This window comes from Pseudomonas sp. SGAir0191 (assembly GCF_002812565.2).
Taxonomy (GTDB): Bacteria; Pseudomonadota; Gammaproteobacteria; order Pseudomonadales; family Pseudomonadaceae; genus Aquipseudomonas; species Aquipseudomonas parafulva_B.
The window spans coordinates 4,244,237-4,261,451 of the sequence record NZ_CP025035.2; the positions used below are offsets into that span (position 1 = coordinate 4,244,237).

At 61.0% G+C, this 17,215-nt stretch carries 11 protein-coding genes; 6 read left to right on the plus strand and 5 right to left on the minus strand.

What is annotated here, in order from left to right; all coding sequences use genetic code 11:
• Positions 1 to 40 precede the first annotated feature (40 nt).
• The 3 genes from CWR53_RS19030 to CWR53_RS19040 all read left to right on the plus strand — a co-directional run bounded on the left by CWR53_RS19030 (position 41) and on the right by CWR53_RS19040 (position 2,958).
• A complete protein-coding gene (locus CWR53_RS19030) occupies positions 41 to 1,894 on the plus strand; it encodes a DUF4105 domain-containing protein (protein ID WP_100852245.1) in 1,854 nt (617 codons plus the stop codon).
• Positions 1,895 to 2,036: 142 nt separating this feature from the next.
• Complete coding sequence (locus CWR53_RS19035; protein ID WP_058603102.1) at positions 2,037 to 2,387, plus strand: hypothetical protein; 351 nt, start codon at positions 2,037 to 2,039, stop codon at positions 2,385 to 2,387.
• A gap of 70 nt (positions 2,388 to 2,457) precedes the next feature.
• The gene (locus CWR53_RS19040; protein WP_100852246.1) at positions 2,458 to 2,958 is read left to right on the plus strand and encodes a GreA/GreB family elongation factor; all 501 of its coding nucleotides are present in this window, start codon (positions 2,458 to 2,460) and stop codon (positions 2,956 to 2,958) included.
• 72 nt (positions 2,959 to 3,030) lie between these two features.
• Here CWR53_RS19040 and gdhA read toward each other — a convergent pair whose 3' ends face one another.
• The 3 genes from gdhA to CWR53_RS19055 form a co-directional block, all read right to left on the minus strand.
• Entirely contained in the window at positions 3,031 to 4,371 is a 1,341-nt protein-coding gene (gdhA, locus tag CWR53_RS19045) for an NADP-specific glutamate dehydrogenase (protein ID WP_058603178.1), read from the minus strand.
• 298 nt (positions 4,372 to 4,669) lie between these two features.
• The gene (ettA, locus tag CWR53_RS19050) at positions 4,670 to 6,337 is read right to left on the minus strand and encodes an energy-dependent translational throttle protein EttA (RefSeq protein WP_023533201.1); all 1,668 of its coding nucleotides are present in this window, start codon (positions 6,335 to 6,337) and stop codon (positions 4,670 to 4,672) included.
• Between the two features lie 252 nt (positions 6,338 to 6,589).
• Positions 6,590 to 6,988, minus strand: coding sequence for a hypothetical protein (locus CWR53_RS19055; RefSeq protein WP_100852247.1), 399 nt, complete (start codon positions 6,986 to 6,988; stop codon positions 6,590 to 6,592).
• 199 nt (positions 6,989 to 7,187) lie between these two features.
• Between CWR53_RS19055 and CWR53_RS19060 the strand changes: the two genes are divergently transcribed.
• The 3 genes from CWR53_RS19060 to CWR53_RS19070 all read left to right on the plus strand — a co-directional run bounded on the left by CWR53_RS19060 (position 7,188) and on the right by CWR53_RS19070 (position 13,463).
• The gene (locus CWR53_RS19060) at positions 7,188 to 11,057 is read left to right on the plus strand and encodes a bifunctional diguanylate cyclase/phosphodiesterase (RefSeq protein ID WP_100852248.1); all 3,870 of its coding nucleotides are present in this window, start codon (positions 7,188 to 7,190) and stop codon (positions 11,055 to 11,057) included.
• Positions 11,058 to 11,308: 251 nt separating this feature from the next.
• The gene (gene glyA, locus CWR53_RS19065) at positions 11,309 to 12,562 is read left to right on the plus strand and encodes a serine hydroxymethyltransferase (protein WP_023533265.1); all 1,254 of its coding nucleotides are present in this window, start codon (positions 11,309 to 11,311) and stop codon (positions 12,560 to 12,562) included.
• 313 nt (positions 12,563 to 12,875) lie between these two features.
• Entirely contained in the window at positions 12,876 to 13,463 is a 588-nt protein-coding gene (locus tag CWR53_RS19070) for a hypothetical protein (RefSeq protein WP_100852249.1), read from the plus strand.
• Positions 13,464 to 13,609: 146 nt separating this feature from the next.
• On the opposite strand, the gene CWR53_RS19075 is transcribed toward CWR53_RS19070, so the two are convergent.
• Together CWR53_RS19075 and CWR53_RS19080 are read right to left on the minus strand one after the other, a co-directional pair.
• On the minus strand, positions 13,610 to 14,257 hold the full coding sequence (locus tag CWR53_RS19075; RefSeq protein ID WP_058603107.1) for a response regulator: 648 nt from the start codon (positions 14,255 to 14,257) through the stop codon (positions 13,610 to 13,612).
• A gap of 28 nt (positions 14,258 to 14,285) precedes the next feature.
• On the minus strand, positions 14,286 to 17,186 hold the full coding sequence (locus tag CWR53_RS19080; protein WP_058603179.1) for an ATP-binding protein: 2,901 nt from the start codon (positions 17,184 to 17,186) through the stop codon (positions 14,286 to 14,288).
• Positions 17,187 to 17,215 lie beyond the last annotated feature (29 nt).

Genomic DNA, 17,215 nt, shown 5'->3' on the forward strand with positions numbered 1-17,215 from the left:
TCTCTCTTTCTTCGGCATCGTCTGGAAGTAGTTGCCCGATATGCTCAAACGCCTTGCCTCTCTGGCGCTGTTGCTCTGCGCCCCTGTTCATGCTGCGCCGATGCTGGATCAAGGCCGTCTCCAGCAGTTGGCCAGTACCCCCTACTGGATTGCTTTGGGCCATTACGAAACCGGCAAACTCGGTGGCTGGCGCAGCTACGTGGACGATGACGCCTTCTTCCTTGCCCAGGATGGCGCACATCACCCGGACCGTGAGCTGAAGGCGACGGTGCAGGCGCTGTATGCCCCGGCAAGCCTGGGCGACAAGCACGCCCAGTGTGTATTCCCGGCCCGTACACGCTGGCTGAAAGAGCAACTTGACCTACAGGATTTGCCGCAACCCCAGTGCCAGGAATTCAAGACCTGGTACCAGTCGATCGACCCGCACAGCGCCGCGTTGATCTTCCCGGCTGCCTACCTGAACAGCCCCTCGTCGATGTTCGGGCACACGCTGCTGCGCATCGACCAGTCCACTACCCGCAGTGACGACACCACGCTGCTCAGTTATGCGATCAACTTCGGTGCGTACATCGAAGGCAGCGACAACAGCATTCTGTATGCCTGGAAAGGGTTGGCCGGTGGCTATCCCGGGCTGTTCGCGCTGATGCCCTACCAGGAGAAACTGTCGGAATACCGCAGCCTGGAAAACCGCGACCTGTGGGAATACCAGCTGGACCTCACGCCAGAAGAAACTGGCCGCATGGTCGAGCACGTCTGGGAACTGAAACAGATTCAGTTCGACTACTTCTTCTTCGACGAGAACTGCTCCTATCGCCTGCTGGAGCTGCTGCAGGTGGCTCGGCCAGGCCTGGACCTGACCTCGCAGTTCCCGCTGACCGCCATACCAACCGACACCGTGAAGGCGGTGAAGCAATCGGGCTTGGTCGCCAGTGAAATCTACCGGCCATCGCGCGAACGCGAACTGCTGGCGCGTGCTGAGCCACTGGACCATGACGAGAAACGCCAGGTGCTGGCTGTAAGCGCCGACACGGCGCAATTGCAAAGCCCCGCATTCAAGGCACTGCCCCGCGAGCGGCAGGCCTTGATACAAGACGCCGCCTACCGCCTTGAGCGCTACCGAGCCAATGGCCAGGAACGTGACCCCGGCCAAGCCAAGCGCAGCTTCGAATTGCTACGCGCGATCAACACCAACCCGCCGCCGCCGTTGGCCATCGAGCGCCCGGGCTTGCCCGAGGACGGCCATGACTCGCGGACCTGGCAATTGGGTGTGGGCACTCGCCAAGACCGCGCCTATGCCGAGTATGGCCTGCGCATGGCCTACCACGATCTCAACGACAACGCCTACGGCTTCCCACTGGGGGCGCAGATCGAGATCCTGCAACTGAAAGTGCGTCAGTACGAAGGCAATGACTGGCAAGTGCAACGCCTGGACCTGGCAACCATCCGTTCGCTGACACCGCGCAACGAACTGCTCAAGCCTTGGTCGTGGCAAGTGGCCGGCGGCCTTGAGCGAGTACCGGGCAAACACGATGACGAGGTGCTGGTGAGCCACGTCAATGGTGGCGCCGGTGGCACCTGGCAGCTGGGTGATGACCTGCTGGGCTTTGCACTGGGCACGGTCCGTGTAGAACACCACAACGACTTCGCGCAATTCATCGCGCCTGCCGCAGGTTTCAATGGCGGGCTGCTGTGGCGCAATGGGCTTGGCAACATGACGCTGGAGGCCAAGGGCGATTACTTCACCAATGGCGAGGTGCGCCGAAGCGTCAGCCTGAACCAGCAGTGGGAAATCAGCCAGAACCTGGGGCTGCGCCTGAGTGCCGCGCGACAGTTCAGCCACCTGTCCACGGCGCAGAACGAGGTGATGCTGGAAGTGAAGTGGTATCACTATTGATGGGCTGGTCTGTTGCGAAAGCATTCATGTTTACGGCGATATTGCGGCCTGCGGCCTCCTCAACCCTTCTTTGACACGGTTTTGACAGCTCGCCCACAGGTGGCCTTCTAGACTTTACCTGGACGGCGTGAGGGCAAGGTCTATGGGGCGGTTCTGGTTGGGTCTGTGCGTGGCGATGCTGCTGTCGGGGTGCGAAACGACTCACGAGCAGATGCTTGGGCAGGGGTATCCCCCTGCCTACGCCGATGGCTTCGAGGACGGGTGCAGCAGCGGCCGTCAGGCCGCGGGTGTACCAGCAGGTGATTTTCGCAAGAACGTGCCGCGCTATCTTCAAGAACGGCAGTACGAGTCTGGCTGGGACGATGGCTTTCGCCAATGCCAGGCCATGCAGGAGCGCGCCGAACAGCAGCGCTACCACGAGCGTTTCTGGGACGAACGGGACCGTCAGTGGCAGCAGGAGAAAGACCGCGGCGCCGCCCGCGCCTGGCGCTGAAGGTGTCGCAGGTGGACATCGCTTGAAACCCCGCCCCTGCCATGATGGTCTTCTGCACAAGGAGGCACTCATGAGCCGAGCATTCGTCAACGAAGACCAAGCCGCCGCCCAGGCCGACCAACCGGTCGAGCGGCGTGTCAGCGACCAGCGTAATTACGTCACCGCCAACGGCCTGCGCCAGCTGCAACGGCGCCTGACCGAACTCAATACGTTGCGCAGTGAATTGCAGGCTCAGGGCGAGCGTGCCGACAAACAGCGGTTGGCCGAAGTCGAGCGGGATCTGCGGTATTTCGCCGCCAGGGTGCAAAGTGCCCAGGTGGTGCCGGCAGCCCTGTCCACCGAAAAAGTGCAGATAGGCAGCCGCGTCAGGTTCATTGACGATCAGGACCAGGAACACCTGGTGTGCCTGGTTGGGGAAGATGAGGCTGACGCGGCACGTGGCCTGATCAACTGGGGATCACCTCTGGGCAGGGCCTTGCTAGGCGCAGCCCCGGGAGATGAAGTGACATGGCGCCGGCCTGTAGGTGACCAGGCCATCGAGATCATCGAGATCGAAGCGGCAGGCCAATAGCCCACCGCAGCCGGCCCGGCGAGGCCGCTCAATACCCGAGTAGCCGGCGATGGGCTGCGAAGCCTCACCCAATCAGACGACCCCCTGGGCCAGCATTGCATCAGCCACCTTCACGAAGCCTGCAATGTTGGCCCCTTTCACATAGTTGACCCGGCCATCGTCCTGCTCACCAAAGTGAACGCAGGCGTGGTGAATCGACTGCATGATGCCATGCAGCTTGCTGTCCACTTCGCCGGCAGTCCACAGCAAGCGCATGGCGTTCTGCGACATTTCCAGGCCCGACACCGCAACGCCACCGGCGTTGGACGCCTTGCCGGGCGCATAGAGGATGCCCGCCTCGAGGAAGATGTCCACAGCCGCCAGGGTCGTCGGCATGTTGGCGCCTTCTGCAACGCAGATACAACCGTTGGCCAACAGCGCCTTGGCATCCTCGATGTCCAGTTCGTTCTGCGTCGCGCATGGCAGCGCGATGTCGCAGGCCAGGCTCCACGGCGTCTGGCCCTTGCGGAACTCCAGGCCGAACTCCCCAGCCAGCTCGCTGATGCGGCCGCGCTTGACGTTCTTGAGGGTCATCACCGCTTCCCACTGCGCGTCGGTGAGGCCCGCTTCGGCGTACAACGTGCCTTCGGAATCGGACAGCGAGATCACCTTGCCCCCCAGGTCCATGACCTTGCGCGCCGCATACTGCGCGACGTTGCCCGAACCCGAGATCGCCACGCGACGACCGTCGATGCGCTGACCCTGGCGCTTGAGCATCTCCTCGGCAAAATACACACAGCCATAGCCCGTGGCCTCCGGACGAATCAGGCTACCGCCATAGGTCATGCCCTTACCGGTCAGCACGGAGGTGAACTGGTTGGCCAGACGCTTGTACTGACCGAACATGTACCCAATCTCACGGGCGCCTACCCCGATATCCCCGGCCGGTACATCGCAGTCGGCGCCGATGTGACGGTACAACTCGCTCATGAAGGCCTGGCAGAAGCGCATCACTTCGGCGTCGCTCTTGCCCTTGGGATCGAAGTCAGACCCACCCTTGCCACCGCCCATGGGCAGTGAGGTCAGGGAATTCTTGAAGACCTGTTCGAATGCCAGGAATTTCAAAACACTGAGGTTCACCGAAGGATGGAAGCGCAGGCCGCCTTTGTAAGGGCCAATGGCGCTGTTCATCTGGATACGGTAACCGCGATTGACCTGGACCTTGCCCTGATCGTCCACCCACGACACCCGGAACAGCACTGCACGCTCAGGCTCGACCATGCGCTCTAGAATGCCCGCTTGCAGGTAGTGCGGGTTGGCTTCCAGAAAGGGCCACAAGGTGCGCAGCACCTCTTCGACAGCCTGGTGAAACTCCGGTTGGCCAGGGTCCCGCTGTTGCAGGCGTGCAAGGAAATTGTCGACGGATTCGATCATGGTAGACATCTCACCAAGAGGATTGGACTTATTGGTTTTTCCCGAATGTACCAAGAAGCAATTGCCCTGCAACAGGGCGAAATGTCGTTTTATTGAAATAATTTGGTGCGTTTTATGTAAATGTATACAAACCTTCGGGAAAGATGGGGGCGATCGTTCAAGCAACACGCGTGAGATACAAGGCGCTAGAAGGTCTGCCGTAGGCCCTCACGACCTGCCGACAGGATCGTGCCAAGTTGTGCTACACGCACGAAAATGGGGCCCCTGAGGGCCCCATTTCTGTGCAGCAAGATCTGGCTTATTGCGCCAGCTTCTTGTGCCGCACACGGTGCGGCTGTGCAGCGGCGTCGCCCAGGCGCTTCTTGCGATCGGCTTCGTACTCGGTGTAGTTGCCTTCGAAGAACACCACGTTCGAGTCGTCCTCGTACGCCAGGATGTGAGTCGCGACGCGGTCCAGGAACCAACGGTCGTGGGAAATCACGATAGCGGCGCCGGGGAAGTCCAACAGTGCCTCTTCCAGGGAACGCAAGGTTTCGACGTCCAGGTCGTTGGACGGTTCGTCGAGCAGCAGGACGTTGCCGCCCTCTTTCAAGGTCAGCGCCAGGTGCAGACGGCCACGTTCACCGCCCGAGAGGTCCTTGACGAACTTCTGCTGGTCGCCACCTTTGAAGTTGAAGCGGCCCACGTAAGTACGCGACGGGATTTCGTAGTTGCCGATACGGATCATGTCCGAGCCGTCGGAAATCTGCTGGAACACGGTCTTGGCACCGTCCAGGTCCTCGCGGCTCTGGTCGACACAGGCCAGTTGCACGGTTTCACCGATCTCGATGCTGCCCGAATCCGGCTGCTCCTTGCCCATGAGCATGCGGAACAGGGTGGATTTACCGGCACCGTTACCCCCGATCACGCCCACGATTGCACCCTTGGGCATGGCGAAGGACAGGTTGTCGATCAGGACGCGGTCGCCATAACCCTTGGTCACGTTCTTGAATTCGATGACCTTGTCGCCCAGGCGCGGACCGGCCGGGATGTAGATCTCGTTGGTTTCGCTGCGCTTCTGGAATTCCTGCGACTGCAGTTCTTCGAAACGCTGCAGACGTGCCTTGGATTTGGACTGGCGAGCCTTGGCGCCTTTGCGCACCCACTCCAGTTCTTCCTTCATGGCCTTTTCATGGGCGCTTTGCTGCTTGGATTCCTGGGCCAGACGGTCGGACTTGGCTTCCAGCCAGCCCGAATAGTTACCCTCATAAGGAATACCAGCGCCGCGGTCGAGTTCCAGGATCCAGCCTGCGACGTTGTCGAGGAAGTAACGGTCGTGGGTAATGGCCACCACAGTACCGGGGAAGTCGTGCAGGAAGCGCTCGAGCCAGGCGACCGAGTCAGCGTCCAGGTGGTTGGTCGGTTCGTCGAGCAGCAGCATGTCGGGGGCCGACAGCAGCAGACGGCACAGGGCGACACGGCGCTTTTCGCCACCGGAGAGGTGCTCGATACGTGCATCCCAAGCCGGCAGGCGCAGCGCGTCGGCGGCCACGTCCAGCTGGCGTTCCAGGTTGTGCCCGTCGGCGGCCTGCAGGATGGATTCGAGCTTGGCCTGCTCGGCGGCCAGCTTGTCGAAGTCGGCGTCCGGCTCGGCGTAGGCCGCGTAGACCTCGTCAAGGCGCGCCTGGGCGTCCTTGATGACGCTGACGGCTTCCTCGACCACTTCACGGACCGACTTGCTCGGGTCCAGCTGAGGCTCCTGGGGCAGGTAGCCCACGTTGATGTCAGGCATCGGACGGGCTTCGCCGTCGAATTCCTTGTCGACGCCCGCCATGATCCGCAGCAGCGTCGATTTACCCGCGCCGTTGAGGCCCAGCACGCCGATCTTGGCGCCAGGGAAGAACGACAGGGAAATGTTCTTCAGGATTTCCCGCTTCGGCGGCACGACCTTGCTCAGCCGATGCATGGTGTAGACGTATTGAGCCAAAACCAAGCCCTCTAATTCAGATAGGTAAAGACATCGACGATCGCCCCAGCGGGTCGGCCAGGGGTCGGGTGTCGTTGAACAAAGTGGACCATTCTACGCCAACGCGCAGTATTTGATAGGAGGCGCCGACCGCAACAACGCGCCGGCATCACGGCGCTGTACACGCCTGAATCTGCCGGCGGTGCAGGCCTGGAACGGTCGTCGAGCAGCAGCGATCATGCCCTGTGGCCGCGCCTGGCGAGCAGCCCTTGCTCAGACGTGACGCTGGCGCACCTTGCCCCGTGGCAGTCGGCAACGGTCGCCTTGCTCGGCCAGGCGCGCCGCCCAGGCGGACTTGACGCAAAACCCGCCCGAGCGCGCAGGCTGCGCAGCGGCGACACGGTTATCAGAGGTGCCGGACGTGACCGATGCCGCCGTCGGCGCACGTGGGGCGGCGCAAACGACTGCAGCTGGGACGGGTGCCTTGGCAGACTTGCGCAGCTCGGCCAGCGACGGCGCCTTGCTCTTGGTAGAAGTGGCCGCCTCGGGCTTGGCCAGTGAGCGCTGGCACGATTTGCAGGACACGTCCTCGGTCACGGCAGAGCTGACAAGGGTCTGACTGCTGCGCCCACAGGCGGAATCGAGGCCATTGATGGAAAAATGAGTAACCAAAACCGAACATCTCCCAGGCATTGTCATGTAAAGCGGGCGGTATTCTCGCACAGCAGGCATGCGCTTGCCGAATAGGGGCGGTCAGAAGCATGAATGGCACTGGCACTTTGCCATAATGCGAGGCATGCTAGCCGGTTTCGAGTGGTCGGCTTATAGTGCGCCACCGCGCATCGGTTACCTCATAAAAAAAGCATACGCCATGCCCGACCCCTCCCTGCCATCGCCAGGCCCATCGCAGGATCGACGCTTGATCACACTCACTCCACCGCCGTCATCGCGTAGCGTGTCCAAGGCGCCCGCTGCCAGCCTGCGCGGGTCGATCAAGGGTGCGCTGGCATTGCTCGCCCTGATTCTGCTCGGGCTGCTGCTATGGCAGCTGTTCGCGCAGTTCAGCCTGACCCAGGCCGAACTGCGCAACAAGCGCCTGGAAGACACGACCGAGCTGGCGGACCACCTGGGTCTGAACATGGCGCTCAAGGCGCAGCAGGCCATCAACCTGCTCCAGCCCTACCCAACCGTGGCGGCATCGGCAGCTGGGCCCCTGGTGGTCACGCTGCGCGAGCGAGTGCCTGCGCTGCGCAGCGTGGTCTGGATAGACGATGCCGGGCAGATCGTTGCCGACAGTGCACCTGCCAGCGACGACCACGCAGTCATCGGTGAGGTGCTGAGGCTCAACCAGGAGCGGCCCTATTTCTTTACCAATGCGCCCAGCAACGCCAACGTGTACCTGTTGCTGAGCCAATCACCAGGCCAAGGCCATTGGCTACTGCGCTTGTCGCCTGATTATTACCGCGCGCTTACCGGCCACCTGCACGAAGCTGACCATCTGCTATGGCTGCTGGAAAACAGCCGTACAGGCGAGGTGCTGCAACGCGACCTGGCCTCCGAGCGCCCCGACGCGCCCTTGCAGAGCGTCATGCTGGCGTTCATCGACAACAGTGCCTGGCAACTGCGCGGCCTGTTCGACGCTGACCGGGCGCGCAATGACCTGCTGCCTGCCTTGATAGGCAAATGCCTGCTGGTGCTGTTCTGCGCCCTGCTCCCAGTGCTGGCGCTGGTCAACATGCGCCGCCGGCAGCGGGCCTTGCAGGAAGACCGCAGGCGTTATCAGGAGATCTTCGAAGGCACAGGTGTGGCCCTGTGCGTGCTGGACCTGTCCAGTTTGCCCGGCCAACTGGACCGCTATCACGTGCGCAACCGCGCCGCGCTCAAGCACAGCCTGATGCTGGACCCTCACCTGCGCCGCTCGCTCCTGGCGCAACTGAAGATCACCGAAATCAACCAGGTAGCGCGCCAGCTGCTTCAACTCGAAGACCACCAGCAGGCCTGGCAGCGCCTGATCGACGACAGCGGTGACGGCCAGGACAGCGTTGGCATGCAGCTGCTCGAGGCCTTGATCGACCAACGCCCGTCCCTGGAGCTCGAGGTGCGCCTGCCTGCTCCGCATGGCGACGCACTGCACTTGTGGCTCACAGCGCGCCTGCCGCAATTGCGCCGCAACTACCAGGCCGTGATCCTCAGCATCAGCGACATCACCAGCCGCAAGAAGGTGGAGCTGTCGTTGCTTGAGCGCGAGCGGTTCTGGTCGGACGTGGTGCGTACCGTACCGGATCAGCTCTACGTCCAGGATATCCACAGCCAGCGGATGATCTTCAGCAACCGCCATCTGGGCCAGACGCTGGGGTATGACCGCACGGAACTGGCCCGCATGGGCGACCGCTTCTGGGAGCTGCTGCTGCACCCCGAAGACGCCGCGCATTACCAGGACCTGCGCCAACAGCAGCTCGACAACGGCCATGACTTGCCGCTGCACTGCCAGCTGCGTTTCCGACACCGTGATGGCAACTGGCGCTGCTACGACATACGCGAGCAAGTGCTGGCGCGTGACGCCGACGGCCGAGTGACGCGCATTATCGGTGTAGGCAAGGACGTGACCGTACAAATCGAGGCAAGCCAGTCGCTGCGCGACAGCGAACAGCGCTATCGGATGCTGGCCGAAAGCATCAGTGACGTGATCTTCTCCACCGACAGCCAGCTCAAGCTCGACTACGTAAGCCCCTCGGTGCAAAGCGTGCTGGGCTATCACGCCGACTGGATCTTCGCCAACGGTTGGCATTCGATCATCGCCAACCCCGCCCAGCTCACGGGCATCTACGGTTTGATGGAGCGGGTAAGCAAGGCGATGGACGACCCGGCTCAACTGGCCGAACTGCGTGGCCAGCTGCCGACCCAGCTGTTTCTGTTCGACTGCCTGCGCGCTGACGGCCGCAAGATCCCCATCGAGTTGCGCCTGGTACTGGTCTGGGATGACGACCAGCGTTTCGAGGGCGTACTGGGGGTGGGTCGCGACATCAGCCAGCAGCGCCGTGCAGAGAAAGACCTGCGCATGGCCGCGACGGTTTTCGAGCACTCGACTTCGGCCATTCTGATCACCGACCCTGCCGGCTACATCGTGCAGGCCAACGAGGCATTCAGCCGGGTCAGCGGCTACGCGGTCAGCGAGGTGCTGGACCAATTGCCGAGCATGCTGGTCATGAACGACCAGCAGCAGGCGCACCTGCGCTACATCCTCAAGCAGCTCAACCAGCGTGGCAGCTGGGAGGGCGAGGTGTGGCTCAAGCGCCGCGATGGCGACCACTACCCGGCCTGGGTAGGCATCACTGCCGTGCTGGACGATGAAGGCGACCTGGCCAGCTACGTGTGCTTCTTTACCGACATCAGCGAGCGCAAGGCCAGCGAACAGCGCATTCACCGCCTGGCCTACTATGACGCCCTCACACACCTGCCCAACCGGACGTTGTTCCAGGACCGGCTGTACAACGCCCTGCAGCAGGCCGAGCGGCAGAAGGCCTGGGTGGTGTTGATGTTTCTGGACCTGGACCGTTTCAAACCTATCAACGACTCCCTTGGCCACGCCGCGGGCGATCGCATGCTCAAGGACATGGCGCTGCGCTTGCTGGCCTGCGTGGACGAGGACGATACGGTCGCGCGCATGGGCGGCGATGAATTCACGCTGCTGCTACAGCCTCGGCCTACCCGCGAGCTGGCGTTGAACCGCGCCATTCACGTGGCCGAAAATATCCTCGGCAGCCTGGTCAAGCCGTTCGTGCTGGAGAACCGCGAGTTCTTCGTCACGGCCAGCATCGGCATCGCACTCAGCCCGCAGGATGGTAGCGAGTTGAGCCAGTTGATGAAGAACGCCGACACGGCCATGTACCACGCCAAGGAGCGCGGCAAGAACAACTTCCAGTTCTACCAGGCTGAAATGAACGCCAGTGCCCTGGAGCGTCTGGAACTGGAAAGCGACCTGCGCCATGCCATGGAGCAGAACGAATTCATTTTGTATTACCAACCGCAATTTAGCGGCGACGGCAAGCGCCTGACCGGTGCCGAGGCCCTGCTGCGCTGGCGGCACCCCACCCGCGGCCTGGTGCCACCGGGCGACTTCATTCCCGTCATCGAAGAACTGGGCCTGGTGGTGGACGTCGGTGACTGGGTGCTGCGCGAAGCCAGCCGTCAGCTGAAGGCCTGGCACAAAGCCAAGGTGCGTGTGCCGAAAGTGTCGGTCAACATCTCAGCGCGCCAGTTCTCCGATGGTCAGCTGGGCACGCGGATTGCCAACATCCTGGAAGAAAGCGGCCTGCCACCGGCGTGTCTTGAGCTTGAGCTGACCGAAAGCATCCTGATGCGCGAAGTGAACGAAGCGCTGCAGATTCTGGCCAGCCTCAAGAACCTGGGCCTGAGCATTGCGGTGGACGATTTCGGGACCGGTTATTCTTCGCTCAACTACCTCAAGCAGTTCCCGATCGATGTGTTGAAGATCGACCGCACCTTCGTCGACGGCCTGCCCGAAGGTGAGCAGGATGCGCAGATCGCCAGGGCGATCATCGCCATGGCCCACAGCCTGAACCTGGCGGTCATCGCCGAAGGCGTCGAGACTCATGAGCAACTTGAGTTCCTGCGTGAGCACGGCTGCGACGAAGTACAGGGCTATCTGTTCGGACGACCGATGCCGGCGCATCAGTTCGAGGCACAGTTCGCCAATGAGACGTTGTTCATGTTCAATTGAGCCGCCCTTGACCCTGCCTTCGCGCTGCGGTTGAAACGGCAGCGAGGCCTCTCACGCCTGGTCGCGCACCACACGCAGGCAACGCCAAAAACCGGACCTGAAAGTCAACTCGAATGCCCGCCCAGCCCAGCAACGGCGCGGGATGCAACATGAGCCCCACTGGTCCGCGACTTGATGCCACTTCATATGCCAGCGGCGGGTCAATGGGGTAGAATGCCCACCCACTTCACCCCCGATCCTTGAGGACCGCCATGTTCAGCCGTGATTTGACCATTGCCAAGTACGACGCCGAGCTCTTCGAAGCCATGCAGCAAGAAGCCCTGCGCCAGGAAGAGCATATCGAGCTGATCGCCTCGGAAAACTACACCAGCCCGGCCGTCATGGAAGCCCAGGGTTCGGTACTGACCAACAAGTACGCCGAAGGCTATCCAGGCAAGCGCTACTATGGTGGCTGCGAATACGTCGACGTGGTCGAGCAGCTGGCCATCGACCGCGCCAAGCAACTGTTCGGTGCCGACTACGCCAACGTCCAGCCGCACGCCGGCTCCCAGGCCAACGCCGCTGTCTACCTGGCCCTGCTGTCGGCCGGTGACACCATCCTGGGCATGAGCCTGGCCCATGGTGGTCACCTGACCCACGGCGCTTCGGTCAGCTCGTCGGGCAAGCTGTACAACGCCGTACAGTACGGCATCGACGGCAATGGCCTGATCGACTACGACGAAGTCGAGCGCCTGGCGGTCGAGCACAAGCCGAAGATGATCGTTGCCGGTTTCTCGGCGTACTCCCAGGTACTGGACTTCGCCCGTTTCCGCGCCATCGCCGACAAGGTCGGTGCCTACCTGTTCGTCGACATGGCGCACGTGGCGGGCCTGGTCGCCGCCGGCGTCTACCCTAACCCGGTTCCCTTCGCCGATGTCGTCACCACCACCACGCACAAGACCCTGCGCGGCCCGCGCGGCGGCCTGATCCTGGCTCGCAAGAACGAAGAGATCGAGAAGAAGCTCAATTCCGCGGTCTTCCCAGGCGCCCAGGGTGGCCCGCTGGAGCACGTGATCGCAGCCAAGGCCATCTGCTTCAAGGAAGCTTTGCAGCCAGAGTTCAAGGCCTATCAGCAGCAAGTGGTGAAAAACGCCCAGGCCATGGCCAGCGTCTTCATCGAGCGTGGCTTCGACGTGGTATCCGGTGGTACCGAAAACCACCTGTTCCTGCTGTCGCTGATTAAACAGGACATCTCTGGCAAGGACGCTGACGCGGCCTTGGGCAAGGCGTTCATCACCGTCAACAAGAACTCGGTCCCGAACGACCCACGCTCCCCGTTCGTCACCTCGGGCCTGCGTTTCGGCACCCCGGCCGTGACCACTCGCGGCTTCAAGGAAGCAGAGTGCCGCGAGCTGGCTGGCTGGATCTGCGACATCCTCGCCGACCTGAACAACGAAGCGGTGATCGATGCCGTGCGCGAGAAGGTCAAAGCCATCTGCAAAAAGCTGCCGGTGTACGGCAACTGATCGCTGATTGCTAACTGGAAAGCCCGGCCAGGTGCCGTAATGCTGTTCACTTAGTGCCGCTTCGCGACCATCGCGGCACAAGGCCGCTCCCACCCTGACTGCGTGACGCTTGAGTTGAAGGGCTCACAGGACAGTGTGGGAGCGGCCTTGTGCCGCGATGGGCCGTGAAACGGCCCCAACGATCTTAAGTGAACAGCATTACGGCCAGGTGCCGGGCTTTTTTGCATTCTGCGTTTGGAACCCGTTCCGGTTAGTCCCCTCGCGCACATCGTCATAGGCTCCTGAGCTCGTCCCTGAACACTGGAGGTCTACGATGAATCACAAAGCGCACTCTTTTCTCGCGACACTGTATGCAGCTGACTGCCCGTTGAATACCTTCGACAGCATGACCAGCGGTAATGTGGCTCTAGTAAGCCCCCTTACCACCCCTGGATACGCCGTGGACGGCGCCGCTACCCTGGGCGTACTTGATTGTTCCGACGACGACTGGACCCACGGTCAAGAGATGGGGCTGGTCACTTTCGAGAAGTCTTCTGCTGCCCTACCTCTGTTGCTCTACTTCCGGCACAGTGAAGACGGCTACCGTCTTTACGTTCGCAGCGGAGCACATTTCGGCGAGGGGGTTTTCGCAACAACCCATGGTCTGGTGGAAGTGAAGCCCATCAAGCAGCAAGACCCTACAGCTTGGAGAATCACACAAGCGTCGAGCGGCAACGCGTTTGATCTGACAACCTGCGAAGGCGATCAAGTCGACATCAAACTGGAAAGCAAGTCAGGGCCATGGGGGCGCAATGCGCTATACCCTGTTGGCGACTATTCGGTATGCCACACCAATGCAACTGGCTCTACGCTCAAACTGGTCATCCAAGAGCGGAGTGTAGATTGGCTGAATCCAGCGTAGCGCGCTGGATGATTATTGCTGGCTGAATGCCGATAGGATGCCCAGCGAGAAGCTGGGCTTTTTACGATGCGTGCCCAATTGTGTGTACGCGCGTGCTTACGGCCACGCACCCGCTTTCCAACTCCCTAGCCTGGCACAGACCCTCGCTACTGAAATTGCCTGGATTCGATACAGTAAGTCAGCAAGTCCTGGTCACTGTCGACATTGAGCTTGCGCATTGCCGACACTTTCTGGGCACTGACTGTCTTGTTGCTGCGCGACAGTTGCCGAGCGATATCACCTACGGTCATACCCGTGACAAAGAGCCGGACAACCTCGAGTTCTCTGGGGGACAGCTGATTGAAGCGTGCCTCGACCTTCACTGCTTCGCGCACCACGGATGTGGCGGGCGGCAGCGGGCTTCGGTACCGACGCCGCTTGCGGATGGCACTGAGCGCCTTTTCGATTTCATCATGCAGGTGATTTTTTTGAATGACCCCTGCCACCCCTAGTTCCTGAAGCCGGGAAAGAATCAACCCATTGGAAATCATGGTCAGAATGATGACCTGGGTGTCCGGAAAGTGACGCAAAATATACTCGATGAGTTTGAAACCATCCCCGTAGGTACAATCCCCCGGCATATTGAAGTCAGTGATCAGGGTGCGAGGGTGGTGCAGGCGCAGTTGATCGATCAATTCAGATGAATTGGTGGCTTGACCGACGACTTTATAACGCCCGATGCGCTGAACGACTTCACGCACCCCCAGCAGGACGATGGGATGATCGTCAGCGATGACAACCTTGTGATGAGGCATGCAGAAATACTCCAATAGGGGACAAGGCTCATCCGGGAATCTCGTCTGACAAGCGTTGCGCGACCTGGGCAAGCCGCTCGCACAGCGCACGGACTTGCCCGCCCAGGCGTGCGTCCAGCGGCAGTTCCTGCAACATGTTTTCCAGTCGCTGGCATGCGGTGTACAACGCCGTAGCGTTGATGCTGGCCAATGCACCGCTCAAACTATGCAACCGTTGTTCGACCAGAACCGCATCGTGCTCGATCACCCCCTTTTCCAACTGCTCAATATCGCTTGTCAACGTCTGGGCAAGCAATTGGCGCATGGGCTGGGACAATTGAATCCAGCCTGAAAAATCCTCACTGCCCGGGTCGGTTGCAGCCTGAGTACCAGTCGATCCAGGGCAGTGGTTCATCAGTACCTGCCGCAGGGCACCAAGGCTCAGAGGTTTGACTATCCATGCGGTCATACCCGCTTGCAGGCAACGCTCACCTTCTTCGCGCAGCGCATTGGCGGTGATGCCGATGATGGGTACGTCGACACCTGCCTCTCGCAGCGTGCGGGTCAGCGCGTAGCCGTTCATTTTGGGCATGTTGATGTCGGTGATGACCATGTCGAAACGCTTGGCGTGCCAGAGTTGAAGTGCCTGGTGGCCGTCAGCCGCGACGGTTGGGTAAGCCCCAATGGCTTCGAGCTGCTCACGCATGACCGCCTGGCTGACTGGGTTATCCTCAGCCACCAAAACGCTCAATTTCAACGGCATAGACAGCGCCTGCGACCCCTCTTTTTGTACAGGTACCACGGTCGGCGTGGAGGCCACGACGGGCAAGCGTATGAACAGTGAAAAGCTGCTCCCAAGGCCAGGCTCACTGACCACACGCATGGTGCCGCCCATCGACTCACTCAAGCGTGAACAGATGGAAAGCCCGAGCCCGGCACCTCCTCCTTCCTGCCCTGCCGATACCTGGTAGAACGGTTTGAACAGATGCTCCAGGGCCTTTTCGGGAATCCCTTTTCCGGTGTCCGTCACTTGCCATTGCAATAACACATCCTGATCGCTGCGCTCTTGAACGATCAAGCGCAGGCGTACGCGTCCTGAGGGGGTGAACTTGATCGCGTTGCCTAGCAAGTTGTGCAGGATCTGCCTGATCCGCCCGGCATCCCCTTCTACCTGTGCAGGCACATGGGCGTCTATTTCAGCTTCAAGCTGCAGCCCTTTACCTTGAGCTGTGGCTTCGAAACTGGCCTGTGCGTCGTCGACCAGCTGACGCGGATCGAAAGCGGCATGCTCGAATGCCATCTGCCCAGATTCGATCTTGGTCACATCCAGAACATTACTGATCAGCTGGAACAGCACTGTCGACGAGGTTTCGATGATCTGCAGGTAATGCCTCTGGCGTTCGCTGAGTTCGGTCAGCGACAGCAGTTCGAGATTGCCCAGCACACCGTAGAGCGGGGTTCTTATTTCGTGGCTCATGGTAGCCAGGAAAACGGTCTTGGCCTCATTGGCAGCCGTTGCACGCTGGTGGGCCTGGTTGAGCTGCAATTGCTCGTCGACGTGGCGGGTGATGTCATTGCAGCCGCAGAGAAACACGTCTTCTCCGTCGTAACGGGTAGCGACCGCCACCACCTGGACGTAACGCCCGTCTACCTGCAGGCACAGTTCGCCCGGCGCTTGGTCGCCGTGGTTATCGCGCAGCAGTTGCAGCACCGCTGCGGTAACGCCCAGTTGTACTGCGCACTCGTTTTCCAACAACACCCTGTGATCGTGGCGCCTCACAACGCACAGCCCGACCGGCACGTTGTGAAGGATGATGCGGCTGAAGGCCTCGCTTTCCGCCAGCCGGACTTGAGCTCGCTGGGCGGGCCGAACGATGCGCGACTTGTACCAGTGATTGACCCAAAGCCCTAGCAGGATCGCAGCGATGATTGTCAGCGCCAGGCCAAGCAGTGGCCATTTGGCGTAGCGCAGAAAATCCCCGTAGCTGATGGCGTATAGCCCAGTCCACGCGTCTCCCGACGATGACATCATCTTGAAACGCAAGCCGCTCCGGTTGAAGCTCAGGCCAAGCGGGGCCAGATCGCCCTTGCTGCGCTCCCCCATCAAGACCTTGCCATCTGGGGAAATCAGGGTGAACTGGTTGTAGACCGATAACCTGAGCACACGCTCGAATTCATCGACCTGCTCCGTATCCATTACCGCAGCCAAAACCATTTCCCGATCGCCCGTCGCACTCGGCTTGAGGGTGTGCTCAGGCGCCAACTTCAAAAGCGCGACCATGCGCAGGTTGTCGTTGTAAAGGCGTGCTGGCGCTCGCACCCAATGGACACGCTGGTCGGGCAGCATGTCGGGTTGGGCCAACAAGTGCACCAAGCGATCGACCACGGTTACATAATGGCGAGGCAGCAGGGGCTGATGCTGACGCTGGTCGCCAGCAGCGGGCACGGCAATGCTTGCACCCGTTCCCCGTTCGAGCACGAACAGTTGCGGCGATGCGTAGAACGAGCGGGCCCAGAACCCCCCGTAGTAGTCGGTCAGACGCAGCCCCAACCCCAAGGCGCCGCGTACCTCTTGGGCCTGGAAATTGCCCGGGTAGGCCAGGGTGAAGGGTAAGGAGAGTTCGAATCCTTTTGCTTTGACCAGCGTCTTGCCGTCGATGCTCGTTGAATCGAGCACCGTGACGCCCTGTTCCACAGGTGGAGGAAGCTCGCCACCGGCTGGCATGCTGTTGGCCAGATTCTGCAGGAAGATCTCATGCTCATGGATGATTTCGATCACCCGGGCAAAATGCAGCTCCAGCCGCTGCTGCTCCGATTCAAGAAGGCGCGAAACTGCCCAGTAACACGTACTGGACAACAGCAGCATCAGCCCGCTGAGTAGCAGGATTGCCTTGTTCAGGCGCTGAGAGCTGCGCGCAAGTTTGTCCATGCGCAAGCTTGCATTTTTCATGGTGTTGATCGTCGACATCACTCTATGAA